We start from the raw sequence: 19,609 nt of genomic DNA, 5'->3' as shown, positions 1-19,609 counted from the left end.
TCTGCGCCGATGGTACTGCTACACTAAGTGGGAGAGTAGGCCGCCGCCTTTTTCGAGAGTCCTTCACAGCAATGTGAGGGACTCTTTTTTTTTGACCCATTTTTGTAGGACCGATGACCTGCCCCTTCGGGCAGCATAATGAATAGGCCGCCCTTGGTACAGCCCGACCTAAAGCGTCGGTACCCTCTTGAAACCCCACCACAATATGTGAAAGACTTTTTTTATGGGGCTATTAAGGAACTGATTGCTCACGCCAAACACTTAATAAAGCGTTGCTACAGCTTTTTAGTGTACCTACTTTCTAAAGGAATCCTATCTAGATTTGAGTCAAAGTACTGTATGTACTGCTTATTCTAAAAAAGCGTAATACTTTGAACTATGTATTTTTCAACAAAAGATGGTGATAGACCTTTAGTAAGGGCACTGATTACATTGGCTAAGGATTAGAATATATAAGGCATATTGATTTGATTCATCAATTAAGGGGGATAGAAGGTAATACAAGGTAAATAAGGGAAACGAAAAAGCCACCTTTTTAAAAGTGGCTTTTTTTAATGTTATAAATAGAACTAGCTATACTCTTGGTAAATCCCCTGGCCCTTTTAGAGGTAATTCCGATTCACCCATTAAGTAAGTGTCTACATGGTAAGCAGCTTGTCTCCCTTCGGAAATAGCCCAAACAATCAAGGATTGTCCCCTGCGTTGATCACCTGCGACAAATATCCCTGGGATATTACTCATGTAATCTTTTTCAGAAGCCTTGATATTTGTTCTTGGGTCTGCTTCTAGTCCCAATTGCTCGGCAATGGTCATTTCAGAACCTGTAAAACCAAGGGCCAATAGAACCAGTTCACATTTCCATTCTTTCTCAGTGCCTTCTACTTCCTTTAGTATAGGGCGTTTTCCCGGTGCCGTAATCCATTCAACCTCAGTAGTGATCAGTCCAGTAAGATTACCCTCCTTATCCCCAACGAATTCTTTGGTTGAAATACTGAAATAACGTTCGGCACCTTCTTTGTGGGAAGAGCTGGTACGTAGGCGCATAGGCCAAAATGGCCATGGTTGTCCTTCTGGACGCTCAGGTGTTCCCTTGGACATGATTTCAAAGTTGGTTACTGATTTTGCACCATGTCTGATCGAAGTACCAATACAATCTGATCCTGTATCACCGCCTCCAATAACGATTACATTTTTGTCAGTAGCCAATATTTCTTCCCCTTGATACTTTAGGCCATCAACCCTACGGTTATTTTGGCCTAGGAAATCCATAGCTTGCACCACACCTTTAAGGTCTGCACCTTTTATGGGAAGATTTCGTCTTACCGTAGCTCCTCCACATAATACCAAGGCATCATATTCATTCTTTAATTGATCGGCTTTTACATCTACGCCAACGTGAACCCCGCATTGGAAATCAATACCTTCTTCTTTGAGTATTTCCAACCTTCTATCGATAACGCTTTTCTCCATTTTAAAATCAGGAATGCCATAACGTAGAAGTCCACCCGGTTTTTCATCCCTTTCGAAAACGGTTACGAGGTGTCCGGCACGGTTTAATTGTTGTGCGGCAGCCAATCCCGAGGGACCAGAACCTATAACGGCTACCTTTTTTCCTGTCCGTACCTTAGGCGGTTCGGGTTTGATCCAACCATTTGCAAAAGCGGTTTCAACAATGTTCTTTTCAATATTTTCAATGGTAACAGGGTCTTCATTGATCCCTAGTACACACGCTTCTTCACACGGAGCAGGACATAATCTTCCTGTAAATTCAGGATAGTTGTTGGTTGCATGTAATATTTTTGCTGCTTTTTCCCATTTGCCACGGTATACGGCATCGTTGAAATCAGGTATGAGGTTACCTAAAGGACATCCGCTATGGCAAAAAGGAATACCACAATCCATACAACGGGCTCCTTGCTCTTTCAGTGTTGATTCTTTTAATGGAATGGTAAACTCCTTATAGTTTTTTACACGTGTTTCCACGGGAGCGTATTCCTCTATTTTTCTATCGAATTCCAAAAATCCTGTGATCTTTCCCATGTTTCGATTTAAATTGTTTGTAATGTTTCTTTTTCTAAACGAATCAATGCCTGTCTGTATTCTTCAGGGAATACCTTAATGAAACTAGGAAGGCATTCTTCCCAATGCTCAAGAATGCGCTGTGCCAGCGGACTCATTGTACAATTGTAATGACTTTCGATAAGTTCCTTTAATTGTTTGATATCCTGGTCTTCTTCGACAGCTAATAGGTTCAGTGCCTCTTTGTTGCAATTTTTCTCAAAGGTTTTGTTCTTGTCGTAAACATAAGCAATACCACCACTCATTCCAGCGCCGAAATTTCGACCCACTTCACCGAGAATGACGGCAACCCCTCCGGTCATATATTCACAGCCATGATCTCCGATACCTTCTACGACGGTTTTGGCCCCTGAATTACGAACACAAAAACGTTCACCAGCCTTCCCATTGATATAGGCCCTTCCTGCGGTTGCACCATACAGGGTAACGTTGCCTGTAATGACATTTTCTTCGGGAATGATGGTTGATTTTTCAGGTACCTTTATGACCAATTTGGCACCGGACAGTCCTTTACCTAAATAGTCATTGGTATTGCCATTCACGGTCATGGTAAGGCCGCGTGTTGCAAAAGCCCCGAAACTTTGTCCGGCTGAACCTGTAAAATTGAGTTTTATGGTATTTATCGGTAATCCTTGGGCACCATAAACCTTTGATATTTCATTACTTATTATGGCTCCAACAGCCCTATCTGTATTCTTTATAGGAAAGTCCAACGATATCTTCTCCTTTCTGAATAAAGCCGGTCTGGCTTTCTCCAGAATTTTGAATTCGATGGATTTGTGGACATCGTGCTGTTGCTTTTGGGTATTGTAAAATTTAGTACCCTTGGGAACATCTATTTCATGTAGGATAGGTGTTAAATCTATTCCGTTGGCCTTATAGTGGTCAATAGCCTTTTTGCGATCTAATTTTTGGACTTGACCAACCATTTCATTGACAGTCCTAAATCCGAGTTGCGCCATAATTTCACGAAGCTCTTGGGCTACGAAATACATGTAATTTACAACATGTTCAGGTTTCCCTTTGAATTTCTTACGCAATTCCGGGTTTTGGGTTGCAATACCTACTGGACAGGTGTTTAGATGGCATACACGCATCATTACACAGCCGGAGGCTACCAATGGAGCGGTTGCAAAACCAAACTCCTCAGCACCTAAAAGACATGCAATGGCTACATCACGTCCTGTTTTCAATTGTCCGTCGCATTCCAAGACAATCCTATTTCTTAGGTCGTTTAAGACCAGTGTTTGTTGGGCTTCAGCAATACCTAATTCCCAAGGGAGTCCGGCATGCTTCAATGATGTTAGGGGAGATGCCCCTGTTCCTCCATCAAAACCGGAAATAAGGACGACGTCGGCTTTGGCTTTGGAAACTCCTGCGGCAACGGTACCTACCCCCACTTCCGATACCAACTTAACATTGATACGGGCTTTTCTATTGGCGGATTTAAGGTCAAAAATCAATTGTGATAAATCCTCGATAGAATAAATATCGTGATGTGGTGGAGGGGAAATCAATCCTACATATGGGGTTGAATTTCTGGTTTTGGCAATAGCCGGATTCACTTTGGGACCCGGTAATTGTCCCCCTTCACCAGGTTTGGCCCCTTGGGCCATTTTAATTTGTATTTCTTGGGCATTCGTTAGGTAATTCGAAGTAACCCCAAACCTACCGGATGCAACTTGTTTAATGGCACTGTTCCGCCATTCACCGGTTTGGTTCTTATAAAAACGATCCGCATCCTCGCCACCTTCACCGGAATTGCTCTTACCTCCAATACGGTTCATGGCAATGGCCAGATTTTCGTGAGCTTCCTTACTGATCGATCCATAGGACATGGCTCCTGTCTTAAACCGTTTTACGATATCGGTCCAAGGCTCAACCTCATCCAAGGGAATGGGGTCGAAATTGGAAAACTCAAATAAACCACGAATGGTCATTAAATTTTTGGATTGTTCATTCACCATGGCTGCGAACTCCTTATAGGTGTCCGGTTCGTTGCCTCTAACAGCTTTTTGGAGCTTAGCGACCGATAGGGGGTTGAACATGTGTCTTTCCCCATTCCTTCTCCATCGGTATTCTCCGCCGACCTCTAAATCGAGGTTTGCGGCAATTTCACTTTTGTTATAGGCTTTGTGATGTCTTTTTGCAATTTCCTTTTCTATTTCATAGAGTCCGACACCTTGGATTCGGGTGGGTGTGTTCGGGAAATATTTATTGACCACCTTGGTGTTGATCCCAATGCATTCGAACAACTGGGATCCACGATATGAATTTAAGGTGGAAATACCAATTTTGTTCATGACCTTGAGTATTCCTTTACCAATAGCCTTATTGTAATTTTTTATAGCCTCTTCAGCGGTGAGCTCTGTAATATCATGTTCTTCTATTTGCTCAGCAATAATCTCATTGACCAAATAAGGGTTTATCGCACTGGCGCCAAAGCCGAATAAGAGGGCGAAATGATGGACCTCACGAGGTTCCGCAGATTCAATGATTATACTCAAATTCGAACGGTTACCATTTTTTTGAAGGCCACTGTTCACATAGGAGCAGGCCAATAGGGCAGGTATGGGGGCTATTTCCTCATTGGTGTTCCTGTCCGACAGTATAATGATGTTCGCACCATCGTCAATGGCGTTGGAAGCTTGTTGTAGTACTGATTCAAGGGCGTCTTCCAATCCGTTTAAACCTTTTGTGATCTCGTACAATATAGGAATGGAAACTACCTTATAGTCAGGACTGGCATCGTAATTTTTTATTTTATCCAAATCCTCTTTTGAGATAACAGGATTTTGGATCTTAAGTTTTCTACAATGTTTTTCAGTGATTGTAAATAGATTATGGTCACTTCCCAAAGTAAGGCTGATATCGGTTATCAACTCCTCACGTATCCCGTCTAAGGGTGGGTTCGTGACTTGGGCGAACAATTGTTTGAAGTAATTGTAAATATGTTGTGGACGTTCAGAAAGAACAGCTATAGGGGTATCCGATCCCATTGATCCGATAGGTTCCTTCGCCGTTTTGCCCATAGGGAGGATAAGGGTATTGATATCCTCTAGGGTGTAACCGAAAACAGCCTTGCGTTTTTCCAAGGAGGCTTCCCCTAAAAAGAGTGGGCAATCATTATAAGGGATGTCTATAAGGTGAACCAGGTTTTCATCCAACCATTTTTTGTAAGGGTGCCTTTGGGCAATCTCTTCCTTTATTTCCTCATCATTGATGATTCTACCTTCTTCCATGTTCACTAAGAACATTTTACCAGGTTCGAGTCTACCGTGAAATTCAACATCCTCAGGTTTTATGTCGATGACCCCGGTTTCAGAGGACATGATGACATTGCCATTTTTGGTTACGGTATACCTTGAAGGGCGTAAACCGTTCCGGTCTAGAAGAGCACCGATATAGTTACCGTCGGTAAAAGGTATGGAAGCTGGTCCGTCCCAAGGTTCCATACTACAGGAATTGTACTCGTAGAAAGCACGTTTTGCTTCCGACATTTCGCTGTTTTTTTCCCATGCCTCTGGCACTAACATCATCATTACCTCAGGTAGTGAGCGTCCTGTCATTAAAAGTAGTTCCACAACCATATCCATAGTGGCGGAATCGGATTTACCCGGAAGTATGACCGGCAGTATTTTTTTGATATCCTCGCCGAACCACTCACTTTCGAGCAACTCTTCCCTTGATTTCATACGCGATACATTACCACGTAAAGTATTTATTTCACCATTATGGCACATATACCTAAAGGGTTGTGCCAAATCCCATGTAGGGAAGGTGTTGGTAGAAAAACGTTGGTGTACCAAGGAAAGTCTAGTGACCACCCTGGAGTCCATTAAATCGGTATAATAAAGGCTAATGTCTTTCGGCATTAAAAGCCCCTTGAAGATGATTATTTTCGTTGATAAACTTGGTACGTAGAAGAACTGGCTTTCAGATAGTTTTGAATTTAAAATCGCATGCTCGGTTATTTTTCTGGCAATGAACAATTTTAAGTTGAACTGAAAGAAATCCTGTTCGGCATTTTCTTTGGCGATAAAGACCTGTTTTACAAAAGGTTCTGTTTCCATGGCGATTCGGCCAGGAATCGAACGGTTTACAGGTACATCGCGCCAACCTAGTAGTCGCAATCCTTGATTTTCAATATTTTTCTCGAACTCCTTGATACAGAAAGTCCTTTGGTTTTCCTTTTGGGGAAGGAATATGTTGCCTACGGCATAATCCCCGGCAGAGGGCAGTTCAAAATCGCATACGTCGACAAAGAAATCATGGGGGATGTCAATAAGTATGCCGGCCCCATCACCGGTTTTGCCATCAGCACTTACCGCACCACGATGTTCTAGTTTGTCCAAAATCTCCAAAGCCTTATGGATAATGTCGTTCGACTTTTCCCCTTTAAGACTACATATAAAACCGGCGCCACAATTATCGTGTTCAAATTCCGGCAGGTATAACCCTTGTTTTTTCAACTTCATAAATTATGGTATTTACGCAAAAATATTACATTATATGAATTATATTTATCATTCGACCGTTTTGTAACAAAAAAAACCAACGTTTTTAAATATTTGATTTAATAACTTCAATATCGAATTTTTACATGGCGTTTATTAAGAATTCCGCAAACGATTATATAAGAATCCACAACCTTGGTTTGGTGAAGTTGTACTTGATGATAATCCAAAAAGAAAAATAACCCGAATAAACAGTCGTTTATGTAGACCTTTGCAATCTATGGTATGGGTCAATAGATCGTAATAGGGGTGGGGATGAAATTAATCCTTCGTAATACTCCGCGAAATAACGATTTTCTGTATCTCTGAAGTACCTTCATATATTTGGGTTATTTTGGCATCACGCATTAATCGTTCAACATGGTAATCTTTGACAAAGCCGTTTCCACCATGGATTTGGACAGCCTCTATCGTGGTGTCCATCGCTACCTGTGAGGCGTATAATTTGGCCATGGCCCCAGAAAGATCATAATCGGCACCTGTATCCTTGTCTTTGGCGGCTTTGTAGACCAAAAGTCTTGCTGCCTCAATTTGGGTGTGCATATCGGCCAATTTAAAGGCAATGGCTTGGTGATTAACGATTTCGGTACCAAAGGCCTTACGTACTTTGGCATATTCCTTTGCTAATTCGTAGGCACCAGAAGCTATTCCCAAAGCTTGCGCGGCGATGCCGATCCTACCTCCGGCCAAGGTCTTCATGGCGAACTTGAATCCAAATCCGTCCTCCCCGATCCTATTCTTCTTGGGGACTTTAACGTCATTGAAGATCAAGGAATGGGTGTCACTTCCTCGAATACCAAGTTTGTTTTCCTTAGGGCCGATTTCAAATCCGGGCATTCCTTTTTCCACGATCAGGGCATTAATACCCTTATGTCCTTTTTCCTTATCGGTCTGTGCAATCACGATATAAACAGAGGCAGAATTGCCATTCGTGATCCAGTTTTTGGTACCATTGAGAATATAGTGGTCCCCTTTATCCAATGCCGTGGTCTTTTGCGAAGTGGCATCGCTGCCCGCTTCCGGTTCTGAAAGGCAAAAGGCACCAATAATTTCCCCGCTGGCCAACCGTGTTAGATAATTTTGTTTTTGTTCTTCACTGCCATAGGCTTCAAGGCCGTAGCATACCAATGAGTTATTGACCGATACGACCACCGATGATGATGCGTCGATCTTGGATAATTCTTCCATGACCAGGGCATAGGAAAGGGTGTCTAGGCCACTACCTCCATATTTGGGGTCGACCATCATGCCTAAGAAGCCAAGTTCGCCCATTCTTTTGACTTGTTCCGTTGGAAATCTTTGTGCTTCATCACGTTCAATAACCCCTGGCAACAATTCATTTTGGGCAAATTCACGAGCGGCCTCCTGAACCATTAATTGCTCTTCAGTAAGAGTGAAATCCATTATGTTGAGTTTAAGTTAGTACTAACAAATATACAGTTATGTTATATAATTCCATCTGCTTTGGGAAGATGTTTTAGATGTGTCGATTATTAAAGTTTAAAAGGTGGAAGGGCCATTATTTAATTTCTGTATTTTATATTTGTTGGTAGAAATCCTTAAATTGATTTAAAACAAGATTATGAGACAGCACTAACCTCTTTTGGGGAGTACATTTTGGTCAGACAGGAATATGAAAATGAAATCAAGGTCACATAATCGATAAAGTCAAATCATGAAGGAATTACTACAGGCATACGAGAATAAGCAACCAGAAATCATATTTCATTGGAAAGATCCAGAAACTGAAGCGGAAGGATGGACGGTTATAAATTCACTAAGAGGGGGGGCTGCCGGTGGTGGCACGCGAATGAGGGAAGGTCTTGATCTCAACGAGGTGCTGTCTTTGGCGAAGACCATGGAAGTTAAATTTACAGTATCCGGCCCTCCAATTGGCGGTGCAAAATCAGGAATAAATTTCAATCCCCATGACCCTAGGAAAAGAGGGGTCTTGGAACGATGGTACCATGCCGTCTCGCCACTATTGAAGAGTTATTATGGTACTGGGGGGGATTTAAATGTTGATGAAACAAAGGAGGTTATTCCCATTACCGAGGACGCAGGGGTATGGCATCCCCAGGAAGGGGTTTTCAATGGTCATTTCAAACCCACGGAAGCCGATAAGATAAATAGGATCGGGCAATTGCGGTTGGGGGTGATAAAACCACTTGAAAATAATCGTTTTTCACCTGACGTTACTAGGAAATATACGGTAGCCGATATGATAACGGGCTATGGTGTGGCAGAGGCTGTACGCCATTATTACGATATTTTTGGAGGTAACGTAATGGGTAAACGGGCGGTTATCCAGGGATTTGGTAATGTAGGTGGTGCTGCCGCATTTTATCTGGCCCAAATGGGGGCAAAGATCGTTGGGATCTTAGATCGGGCAGGGGGAGTTGTCAAGGAAGATGGTTTTTCTTTCGAGGAAATAAAGGAATTCTATTTGAATAAACAGGGGAATAATCTGATGGCAAGTGCGGATCAAATGATTCCCTTCGAAGAGATCAATCAGGTGATTTGGGGTCTTCAGACCGAAATATTTGCGCCTTGTGCGGCCTCGAGACTTATAACCAAGGACCAGATTTCCAACTTGATTGAAACAGGGCTTGAAGTCATTTCATGTGGGGCCAACGTTCCCTTTGCTGACAAGGAGATATTCTTTGGGCCAATTATGGAATATGCCGATGGCAAGGTAAGTCTGATTCCCGATTTTATTTCCAATTGTGGAATGGCGAGGGTTTTCGCCTATTTTATGGAGAAAAGGGTGGGAATGGATGATGAATTGATATTTAAAGATACTTCCGATACCATTAGAAAAGCAATTTTAAATATCTTTAAACAAAATCAATCAAAACTGAATGTAAGTAAAACCGGATTTGAAATTGCCCTAAAGCAATTAGTATAAATAAATTACACATATATGGAAACCATTATTATTGCGATTTTTTTAGCAGGATATCTTGCTATTACACTTGAACACAATCTCAAAATTGATAAGCTGATTCCAGCTTTGGCCATGATGGCCCTACTTTGGGCTGTTATTGCCTTGGCCCATATGCCGGTTTTTGAGGTCAATGCGGAACTTAGGGAGTTGGATCCGACCCATTTGGATGAGATATTGTTGCACCATTTGGGAAAGACAGCGGAAATATTGTTTTTCTTGCTTGGGGCAATGACTATTGTTGAGATTATCGATTATTTTGATGGTTTTTCTGCAATAAAAGGTTTTATCAAGACAAGGAGTAAGAAAAAGTTACTTTGGTTATTTTCCTTATTGGCTTTTGTACTTTCCGCCATCATCGACAACCTTACGGCAACTATTGTATTGATTACCATTTTACAGAAAGTGATCAATGATAGGAATACCCGTTTATGGTTTGCGGGTTTGATTATAATTGCAGCAAATGCGGGTGGGGCTTGGTCGCCTATTGGTGATGTGACCACAACGATGTTATGGATAGCCCATAAAGTAAGTGCCATGCAATTGATAGAGCATGTATTGCTACCTTCTATTATCTGTATGGTAGTACCCGTACTATTGGCCAGTAGAAATAAAGCTTTTAAAGGTAATATCGAAGGGGATATGAATGAGGAAGAGGGTCTGAAATCCAAGTTTGGGCCTACCATGTTGTATTTAGGATTGTCTGCTATTGTTTTCGTGCCTATTTTCAAAACGGTAACACATTTGCCTCCTTACGTGGGAATGATGCTTTCCTTGGCTGTTGTAGCAACATTCGCTGAAATATACAGTAATGCAAAGTTCAATATTTCAAATGTAGACGGTCACGAGAATGGTTCTGTTGGTCATCACAGTCCTGTTCATCACTCACTGTCAAAGATAGAATTGCCCAGTATTTTGTTCTTCTTTGGAATCTTAATGGCCGTTGCGGCAATGGAATCATTGGGTATACTCTTCCATGCAGCGGGTGGTTTGAATACGGCCATACCCAATACTGATATTGTGGTAATGCTCTTTGGGGTAGGTTCTGCCGTAATCGATAACGTACCGTTGGTAGCGGCAAGTATGGGTATGTTCTCCGAAGGATTGGATAATCCTTTATGGCATTTCATCGCCTATTCGGCCGGTACGGGAGGAAGTATGTTGATTATTGGTTCGGCTGCAGGTGTTGTGGCCATGGGTATGGAGAGGATAGATTTCTTTTGGTACCTTAAGAAGATTGCATGGTTGGCTTTGATCGGATTTTTGGCCGGGGCAGCAACCTTTGTATTAATGAGAGATTTTGTGTTAAACGCATAATTTTATAGATAAAACACCGTTATTAAGGCAACTTAAAGAAGAGAAATTATATGTCAATGTTACAAGATCTTGCACAAGACCCAACAGCTGGGGAAGTTTTATCCGAGGAAAAGACACTCTCGGTCATAGATTTGATTTTTAGTGGTGGTACGGCGAGTATTGTCATAATTGCAATTTTATTTGTGTTGTTGTTTGTAGCCCTTTATATTTATTTTGAACGCATTTTCGCTATTAAGGCGGCTTCAAAAATAGATAAGGACTTTATGAACCAGATCAGGGATCATGTGACCAATGGGAAATTGGAGGCCGCAAAATTATTGTGTGCCCAAACCGATTCACCGGTGGCCCGCTTGACCGAAAAAGGGGTTTCTAGAATAGGTAAACCCTTGGATGATATCAACACCGCCATCGAGAATGCCGGTACGTTGGAAGTATACAAATTGGAAAGGAACGTAAGTGTTTTGGCTACGGTAGCCGGGGCAGCTCCCATGATTGGTTTCTTGGGAACCGTTATTGGTATGATTTTGGCTTTCCATGAAATGGCAACCAGTGGTGGGCAGGCCGAAATGGGTTCCTTGGCATCGGGTATTTATACAGCGATGACAACGACGGTTGCTGGTTTAATTGTAGGGATTATTGCTTATATCGGATACAACCACTTGGTGAATAGAACAGACAAGGTAATCCATAAAATGGAAGCGAATGCAGTTGAGTTCCTCGATTTATTGAACGAACCACTGTAACAGAGCAATATGAAACTAAAAGGAAGAAATAAAGTAAGTCCGGACTTCAGTATGTCGTCTATGACAGATATTGTTTTTTTGTTGTTGATATTTTTTATGTTAACGGCAAATTCGCCCAATGCGTTGGATTTACTATTGCCAAAGGCGAAAGGAAAATCCACGAATACACAAAATGTTTCCGTCAGTATAAATAAGAACTTGGAGTATTTTGTGAACAACGAGAGAATCAACGGAGAATACATTGAAATTGAATTAAAAAAGGCACTGAAAGGACAGGATAAACCCACAATAATCCTAAGGGCAGAGGAGAGCGTTGCCATAAAAGAGGCAGTACACGTTATGGATATTGCCAATAGGAACAATTATAAGGTTATTCTGGCCGTGCGACCTAATTAATGTCGTTTTTAGATACGAGACACAAGAAAAAATCATTTACACTCACAACAGCTTTGTTGAGTGCACTTGTACTATTGCTTTTTTATATTGGTCTGACCTATATGGATCCGCCCATCGAAAATGGTATTTCGGTGAATTTTGGTACAATGGATTTTGGTATGGGCGATACCCAACCCAAAGAAAAAATCAGATCGGAACCCTTGGACATTCCCGAACCTCCCAATGTGCAGGAAGAACAAGTACTGGAAGCCGTACCTGAAGAGGTACAGGAAGAAGTAGTGGAGAAAGAACAGCCGACAGAAAAGGTACTTACCCAAGAAAGCGAGGAATCCATCAAGATCAAACAACAGCAAGAAGCCAAACGTAAGGCAGATGCGGCAGCGAAGAAAGCTAAGGCGGAAGCAGATAGGGTTGCACGTGAAAAGCGGGAAGCCGAAGAACAAAAAAGAAAGGAACAAGAGGCCAAAAAAGCGGAATTGGATAAGCTTATGGGGGGACTCAATAAATCCGATGGTACGGCTTCAGGTAGTGAAGGCGACGATAATCGACCTGGTGACAAGGGGCAACCCGATGGTGATCCCTATGCAACAAGTTATTACGGGAGTCCTGGTTCTGGAAGTGGAACAGGGGGGTATGGTTTAAATGGAAGATCTTTGGTCAGTAAGGGCGCGGTACAACAGGAATGCAACCAAGAAGGCCGGGTCGTTGTAAAAATAGTTGTAGACCGCACAGGAAAGGTAATCAGTGCAATACCAGGGGTTAAGGGCACAACCAATAATGATCCTTGTTTATTGGAACCCGCAAAGAAAACTGCATTGAAGCATAAGTGGAATTTGGATTCCAACGCACCTAGCCAACAAATTGGTTTTGTGGTGGTCAATTTTAAATTAGGGGGATAAGTGACCTATAAAGAAACCTTGGCCTGGATGTTCACACAACTTCCCGTCTATCAGCAAAAAGGGAAAGTCGCGTATAATGGCAAAATGGATAATATCCAAGCTTTCTCAACCTTTTTAAAGCATCCGGAAACAAAATTTAAAAGTCTACATGTGGCAGGTACCAATGGAAAAGGTTCCAGTAGTCATATGTTGGCCTCCATACTTCAAGAAGCAGGGTATAAGGTGGGTTTATACACCTCCCCACATCTAAAGGATTTTAGAGAACGTATAAAAATCAATGGGAAGACCATTCGAAAAAAGGAAGTAGTGCGATTTATTGAGGGGAATAAGGTCTTTTTAGAGGAAAACCGATTATCGTTTTTTGAAATGACCGTAGGTATGGCCTTTGATTACTTTGCCCACAAGAAAGTCGATATAGCCGTGGTTGAGGTGGGACTTGGAGGTCGGTTGGATTCGACCAATATCCTAAACCCCGAAGTGGCATTGATTACCAATATCGGGATGGATCATTTGGATATGCTTGGAGATACCCTTTCGAAAATCGCTAGGGAAAAAGCAGGTATCATTAAAACGGATATCCCAGTTGTCGTTAGTGAATATCAAGAAGAAGTCGCAGAAGTCTTTTCGGCTATTGCAGCATCAAAGCATGCGAAGATCGTTTTTGCGGATCATGTCGAACACAAAACGTACAAGACCTCCTTATTAGGGAATTATCAAATCAGGAATGTGAAGGGAGTACTTTCTGTCTTGGATGAACTAAAGGGGTTTAACGTCAAAAAGAAACACATCAAACGAGGATTGATGCGAGTGGTCGCGAATACCGGTCTGCTGGGGCGATGGCAGATTCTTGATAAAAAACCAATGGTTGTTTGCGATACGGCACATAATAAGGAGGGACTAGCCTACGTAACCGAACAGTTGGCGCAGCAAGAGTTCAGGACCTTACATCTGGTTCTTGGCTTTGTAAAGGAGAAGGACCTAGACCGTATATTGCCACTTTTTCCTAAAAATGCGCAGTATTATTTTTGCCGTCCTAATATAATGCGTGGTTTGGAGGTTGTGACCTTGGTAGGGAAGGCTAGGGAACAAGGATTGGTGGGGGAAGCTTATGATTCTGTAAATAAGGCTTTTAAAGCGGCTAAGAAGAAAGCAGGAAAGAATGATTTTATATTTATTGGGGGTAGTACTTTTACGGTAGCTGAAGTAGTTTGATTTTTTTTGTTTTTTTCTTTTGGGAAAACGAAAACTATTCTATATTTGCACCCCGTTAGGGCTCTTAGCTCAGTTGGTTCAGAGCACCTGCCTTACAAGCAGGGGGTCACTGGTTCGAATCCAGTAGGGCCCACAAAGGCTATCTAAATTTTAGGTAGCCTTTTTTATTTCTTTCCACGTATTATATTCAAAAAAGATAGATTTTTACTAGGTAGGTCCCTACCAGCGATATGTTGGAAGGATGTTTTCGGGCATGAGGTTTTTTTGATCCAGTGCATCTTAGGGTCACTGGTTCCCCCGACGCTTCGGGGCAGTAGGGCCCACAGTAATAAAGACAAGGCTTCCGAGAAATCGGGAGCCTTTTTTTTATGTGCAATTTCTTTCCGCGTATTGTATTCAAAAAAGATAGATTTTTACTAGGTAGGTCCCTGCCAGCGATATGTTGGAAGGATGTTTTCGGGCATGAGGGTTTGTTGTTCCAGAGCATCTTAGGGTCACTGGTTCCCCCGACGCTTCGGGGCAGTAGGGCCCACAGTAACAAAGACAAGGCTTCGCAGAAATGCGGGGCCTTTCTTTTTTGGCAGGGGTGAAACAAGGGTGAAACATTGGATCAAGAACAATTGTTGTGTTTATGCAAAGATTGTAGTTAATCTATAAAGGAAGAATTCTACGGATCAAGTCAAAAAGTTGTGGGATTTTGGATTTAGGCAAATATATTTGATAGTCTAAATAGAAAGAATTCTATATTCCTAACGCCTCTGAACTACGCCCTAAAAACGGATCAAGCCCAATTAATAGTAATTTATACAATATAAAGTGTCCTTCATACAATAAACAGCCATGTTGTAATGTAATATTAGGATATTTAATGCGATAAATTATAAAAATCAAACTTTCATGGTAATTTCATCAAAATCAATTCGAAAAAATTTAAAAGGAGCTGTTCACTTCCTATTAGTATTGTTAATTTCTGTTCAATTTTCTTGTTCTTCAGAAGATGGGGAAAATGGAATGGATGGACTACAAGGCGCTCAAGGGGAACAAGGAATAGCTGGAGCTGACGGCGCAGATGGAGCAGATGGTGCAGATGGAGCTGATGGTGCAGATGGAACAGATGGAGCTGATGGAACTGACGGTACAGATGGAGCAGATGGAGCTGACGGTGATGATGGTAATGCAAATGTGAGAAACTTTACCTTTGATGCCTCTAGTTTTTCAGGTTTTGATGATTATTTAACCATTCCTCAACTTACACAGGATGTTTTGGATAACGATGCTATTTTAACATATTTAAATAGTGGGACTTATTGGACACCCGTACCCTGTCCTGCAGATGCTTGGTCGTTTGATTTTGCTGTTGAAATAAATCTGCGAGTTGGATATATTTATTTTGATTATGCAGATAGTGATGGTATTAGTGTAAATATTTCTGCGGGTGATTTAGATTCTGGTAGAGTAATTATAATAGAGTCTACAAGTACAACGGCACTAAAAGGTAATTCTACCAACAAAAAAGAACAGGTTCTTAACGAGCTTGCACAAGCTGGTGTAGATGTAAAAGATTACAAAGCTGTTTGTGATTATTACGGTATAGAATACTAGGTAAAAACTTTCTCAAAATGAAAAGTTAATTACAATTAAAAAAACCTTGTTAAGAAGTTAAATAGGAATAATATTTGAACTCTATATTCACTGATGGAAAAATTGAAACTAATTTTGGGTTGAATGCCCAAAAAACTTTTGTTTTATGGGGCTATTAGGGATCAAGTCAAAAAGTTGTGGGATTTTGGATTTAGGCAAATATATTTGATAGTCTAAATAGAAAGAATTCTATATTCCTAACGCCTCTGAACTGTGCCCTAAAAGCTTTTATTTTTGCGTTGAAGGTTACAGAGGATGCTATAGTGAACTGGGATCTTATTGGGTATCCTTTGTAAAATTATGACCGTGTAACAAACTATCCTGTTCATTGTCATTGATCAATTTAGAAAGGCGGTCATCCAAGATATCAATATGGTTCATGACTTCTTCAAAAGGTATTTTTTTGTCCGTATTCCACACTCTTTCCATATATACGGGCAATCGTTTTCTGAGGCTTGGTATTTCTACTTTTTCCGATTGTTCCCACGAACACATTTGGGCGCCGATCACCAAAGGGGATTTTTCCATTTGTATAGGATTATAGGAAGGGGCCTTATCGTACCAATTGTCCCATTTCCACATATTCCATGCATATATCGTTTTTGGTTCCCATTTCTTTTCATTGACCACATAAAGTGGTTTCCAAGAAGTATTGACTACTGTATATCCATCTTTGATCAGTTCGTTTGGCAAGTAACGATTGGTTTCGAATTCAAAAACAATGATATCCTTGGGAATCTTTATTTTACCATTGGGTCTAAAACCTTCCCAAACACACATTTGTTTATGGTGTTTTTTTACAATTCCGTTCATCCTTACCAAGAAGTGCCTATATAATTCATGCACATCATTGTCTATCTGATGTGTCTTTATATAATTTTGGACAAAGGGGTCTTCACTAACTTTATCAAAAATAGCTTCGTCCCCACCAATATGGAAATAGGGGCTAGCCTCGAATATGGATGAGATTTCCCCAATTATAAAATCCAAGGCCTCATATGCATCCTCTTTTCCCATGTTTATTATCCAAGGATTTGTCACGGTATCTTTGATAGCGAATATTTCAGGATATTTTCTTACGAACTGACTTGAATGGCCCGGTATATCGATCTCAGGAATGATAGTTATTCCCCGTAATTGTGAATATGCCTCGAGTTCCTTTAGCTGCTCAAAAGTATAATGTCTGTTAGGGGTTGATAGATTTTTATACTTGGTGGACGGCAATGTATAGGATTGATAGTCTGTGAAATGCAACTGTAAATAATTGATTTTGTAATATGCGGCCAAATCAATTAATTTCTTGATCGTATGGATTTCATGCCATTGTCTGGCCAAATCCACCAATAATCCCCTATAGGAAGCATTGGGGTTATCTTTAATCGTAACTATGGGAAACATCAGTTTTCCTTCCTCCTTACCTAACAGCTGCAGCAAAGTTGATTTAGCTTTTGCCAAAGCCTTGTAATTTCCTCCGATTACATTGATCGTATTACCTATTTCAATGGAATATTCTTCGCCAATCATTGAGGCATCAATTTGAAAAAGAATATCTGCCTCATGGTTGTTAGTGTCGGTAGTACCAAGTTCAATGTTCGTGATTTTGTTTATTTCCGATATGAATAGGTCCAATAAAGGATAAACATCGGATTGGGGAGAATACAATTTGCTTTGGCCGGATAACAAGAGCACTCCGCTACCCTTGTCGATCATTTTAGGTTGTGGAATAATATTCGTATCGAAATCCTCTTTTTTAAATGACGTAGTTTGGTCGCAGGAAATAAAAAAAAGCATAAAGATCGTTATTGATAGTATCCTCATTATTAATTTTTTAGGTTATAAAGGGTCATTCAAAAAAATGGTTGGGTGTTTTTTATTTCTTTTGATTTTTGTTGCTTACTTCAGATAAAAAATTGGTGATCTCCGCAAACAAACCAAGCTTATCGGGTTGCCCGTTAAAATCAACCATATCAGGTCAGCCTAATAATCCCAAGGTCCCGGATTTTCTTTTACAAGAATAAGTACCGCCTCAAAATCCCTGAACACAAACTTATCTACAATCTATTTAGCATATCCACTAGGAATATGGTGCAAATCCACTACTTGGTTATTTGCTCTGTGACGTTGCTACACGTTGTTCAATATCCGTAACAAATTTTAAAATCGTATCACTTGAAATCAAATAGTTCTCAGCTCCGTATTTTTTATCCATTTGAAGGGCCATTCCCTTCAATTCTTCAAGACAATTCGATAATGAAACCAAGTTTTGACTTGTAGGATGATCCCGGTTGATTATATATCGTAGATAGGCTTCAATATGGGGCAAGCTCACCTTCACAAAATCTTCCATAATCAAAAGTTCCACTTTGATCTTTTGATACTCTTCCTTTGAAAGTGATTTTTTTATCGATGCTACATCTGCAATCGATTTTTGGCACATAGCCAAAGCCTGTTTGCGATCGGCAATCGCCATTTTTATTATTTCCTCTGTAGGATTGTAAACAAACGCCTCGATCAACGCATTGTTCTTGATATCATCAGGATTCCAATTGATCATTGATTTACCTGTATGTAACACTTGGCCCGTCATATAATCAAGGGAAGCGATTTTACTATGCTCCTGCACCCAAATCCCCTTAAAATAATAGACCAAGTTACCAATATCATTGGTCCGTTTCAGGACCTTTATCATTGTAGGCGCCGCTACCTCACCAAATTTCCCTTTTGCCCAGTCGGTCCATACTTCCTCCACATCGATATAGGGGTCTTTGGCAAAGCGTGCAAGCGCATACAAATTTATCTCGTTATAATTATTGAACAGCGTCTGGTCGTCTTCCCAATAGGTACGCATGGCCAATGTTTGAATACTTTTATTGTGCTCAATGGCATGTTGAACCCTGGTTTGTATCTCTTCAGGGAAACAATACGGTACGAGGGACCTTCCCCAATACTCCCCAACACCATCAAATAGTAGGGAAGCTTTGGTTTGCGTCTGCATCATGATATTATTTGGCCCTTTGTACGGATCCCAATCCCCTGGTTGGGACTTATGCACCATTAAAAAGGATTCATTTCTTCGTTCAAGTTCTTTCAAAGACTCCAACAATAATTTTTCCTGATATGGATAATGGCTAAAAGTCAAAATAGAGAAATCCTTTTTTGCACGGTTGGCACCCCTAATAACGGCGGCCATGAATTCGGTTAAATAATCCGCTAGGGAATAATATTGATTCTCGCCTTTATGCCAAGTAATGGGTTTTTGCCATTTTATACCCGGAAAATAATTAAGGTCATCCAAAATCGGGGTTTCCCAAAGAAAATAATCAGTAGCATCTACTTGGGGGAACGTTTTGAAAAGGGCATAGGTCCTTTCCTCGTAAAATTTCCAAAGCAGGCCATTTTCCAAATATTTTGCCTCTGGATAAAGGTTGAAAAAACTGTTTTTGTCCTTGCTGTAGTAATCCATTCCCGGCAAACTGGGTTCACCACCACTTAAAGTAATTCGGATTCCGTGGTCTTTAAACCATTTCAATCCCTTTTTATATTTGTCCAACTCTTCAGGATTGCCTTGCTGTTTTATTTCAGGAAAACCCTTTATATCGATGTATTTATAGGTAATCGCATTGCCTCCCCCATAAATCCGTACTTCATCCACATCATATTCAAGGATCTTCTTTTTCGTCATTTCAAAGTTCCCTTCCAATGTTGGATCCATGAGCAACCCTAGTCTAAACCCTACGGCAAGATTGTATTGTTTGTCCTTTTCGGTTTGGCCGGTTACAGGAAGTACAAGTGCCAAAAGAAGTATCGTAAAAAGTGTTCTATAATTCATTTTCCCTAGATTGATTTTAAGATTTCAAATAC

General features: G+C 40.8%; 12 protein-coding genes and 1 tRNA gene. 8 read left to right on the top strand and 5 right to left on the bottom strand.

Annotated elements, in window-relative coordinates:
• Nucleotides 1–573: 573 nt before the first annotated feature.
• The 3 genes from HPE56_RS12705 to HPE56_RS12695 all read right to left on the bottom strand — a co-directional run bounded on the left by HPE56_RS12705 (nucleotide 574) and on the right by HPE56_RS12695 (nucleotide 8,000).
• Nucleotides 574–2,040, bottom strand: coding sequence for a glutamate synthase subunit beta (locus HPE56_RS12705; RefSeq protein WP_188244128.1), 1,467 nt, complete (start codon nucleotides 2,038–2,040; stop codon nucleotides 574–576).
• Nucleotides 2,041–2,048: 8 nt separating this feature from the next.
• Nucleotides 2,049–6,557, bottom strand: coding sequence for a glutamate synthase large subunit (gene gltB, locus HPE56_RS12700; protein ID WP_188244127.1), 4,509 nt, complete (start codon nucleotides 6,555–6,557; stop codon nucleotides 2,049–2,051).
• 300 nt (nucleotides 6,558–6,857) lie between these two features.
• A complete protein-coding gene (locus HPE56_RS12695; RefSeq protein WP_188244126.1) occupies nucleotides 6,858–8,000 on the bottom strand; it encodes an acyl-CoA dehydrogenase family protein in 1,143 nt (380 codons plus the stop codon).
• Between the two features lie 271 nt (nucleotides 8,001–8,271).
• Between HPE56_RS12695 and HPE56_RS12690 the strand changes: the two genes are divergently transcribed.
• From HPE56_RS12690 to HPE56_RS12655, 8 genes are all read left to right on the top strand, one after another.
• Nucleotides 8,272–9,504 (top strand): Glu/Leu/Phe/Val dehydrogenase dimerization domain-containing protein, encoded by a 1,233-nt coding sequence (locus HPE56_RS12690; RefSeq protein WP_188244125.1) that lies wholly within the window; start codon nucleotides 8,272–8,274, stop codon nucleotides 9,502–9,504.
• 15 nt (nucleotides 9,505–9,519) lie between these two features.
• Nucleotides 9,520–10,857: a sodium:proton antiporter NhaD gene (gene nhaD, locus HPE56_RS12685; protein WP_188244124.1), complete on the top strand. Its 1,338-nt coding sequence runs from the start codon at nucleotides 9,520–9,522 to the stop codon at nucleotides 10,855–10,857.
• A 50-nt stretch (nucleotides 10,858–10,907) separates the two neighbouring features.
• Nucleotides 10,908–11,600, top strand: a complete 693-nt coding sequence (locus tag HPE56_RS12680) for a MotA/TolQ/ExbB proton channel family protein (protein ID WP_188244123.1) — start codon at nucleotides 10,908–10,910, stop codon at nucleotides 11,598–11,600.
• A gap of 9 nt (nucleotides 11,601–11,609) precedes the next feature.
• Complete coding sequence (locus HPE56_RS12675) at nucleotides 11,610–11,996, top strand: ExbD/TolR family protein (protein ID WP_188244122.1); 387 nt, start codon at nucleotides 11,610–11,612, stop codon at nucleotides 11,994–11,996.
• A complete protein-coding gene (locus HPE56_RS12670; RefSeq protein WP_188244121.1) occupies nucleotides 11,996–12,895 on the top strand; it encodes an energy transducer TonB in 900 nt (299 codons plus the stop codon). Before HPE56_RS12675 ends, HPE56_RS12670 begins: the two co-directional genes overlap by 1 nt.
• On the top strand, nucleotides 12,896–14,107 hold the full coding sequence (locus tag HPE56_RS12665; RefSeq protein ID WP_188244120.1) for a bifunctional folylpolyglutamate synthase/dihydrofolate synthase: 1,212 nt from the start codon (nucleotides 12,896–12,898) through the stop codon (nucleotides 14,105–14,107). It abuts the gene before it with no gap.
• A gap of 58 nt (nucleotides 14,108–14,165) precedes the next feature.
• Nucleotides 14,166–14,240: transfer RNA gene (locus tag HPE56_RS12660), tRNA-Val, on the top strand.
• Nucleotides 14,241–15,004: 764 nt separating this feature from the next.
• On the top strand, nucleotides 15,005–15,709 hold the full coding sequence (locus HPE56_RS12655; RefSeq protein ID WP_188244119.1) for a hypothetical protein: 705 nt from the start codon (nucleotides 15,005–15,007) through the stop codon (nucleotides 15,707–15,709).
• Nucleotides 15,710–16,024: 315 nt separating this feature from the next.
• Here the strand turns inward: HPE56_RS12655 and HPE56_RS12650 are convergent, their stop codons facing one another.
• Nucleotides 16,025–17,566 carry a family 20 glycosylhydrolase gene (locus HPE56_RS12650; protein WP_188244118.1) on the bottom strand — a complete coding sequence of 514 codons (1,542 nt, stop codon included), beginning with the start codon at nucleotides 17,564–17,566 and terminating at the stop codon, nucleotides 16,025–16,027.
• Between the two features lie 286 nt (nucleotides 17,567–17,852).
• Nucleotides 17,853–19,577, bottom strand: a complete 1,725-nt coding sequence (locus tag HPE56_RS12645; RefSeq protein ID WP_188244117.1) for a hypothetical protein — start codon at nucleotides 19,575–19,577, stop codon at nucleotides 17,853–17,855.
• Nucleotides 19,578–19,609 lie beyond the last annotated feature (32 nt).

The sequence above is a fragment of the Maribacter aquimaris genome (genome assembly GCF_014596745.1).
Classification (GTDB): Bacteria; Bacteroidota; Bacteroidia; order Flavobacteriales; family Flavobacteriaceae; genus Maribacter_A; species Maribacter_A aquimaris.
Note: the sequence above shows the minus strand (reverse complement) of the source record. Positions and strands in the feature narration are given on the sequence as shown.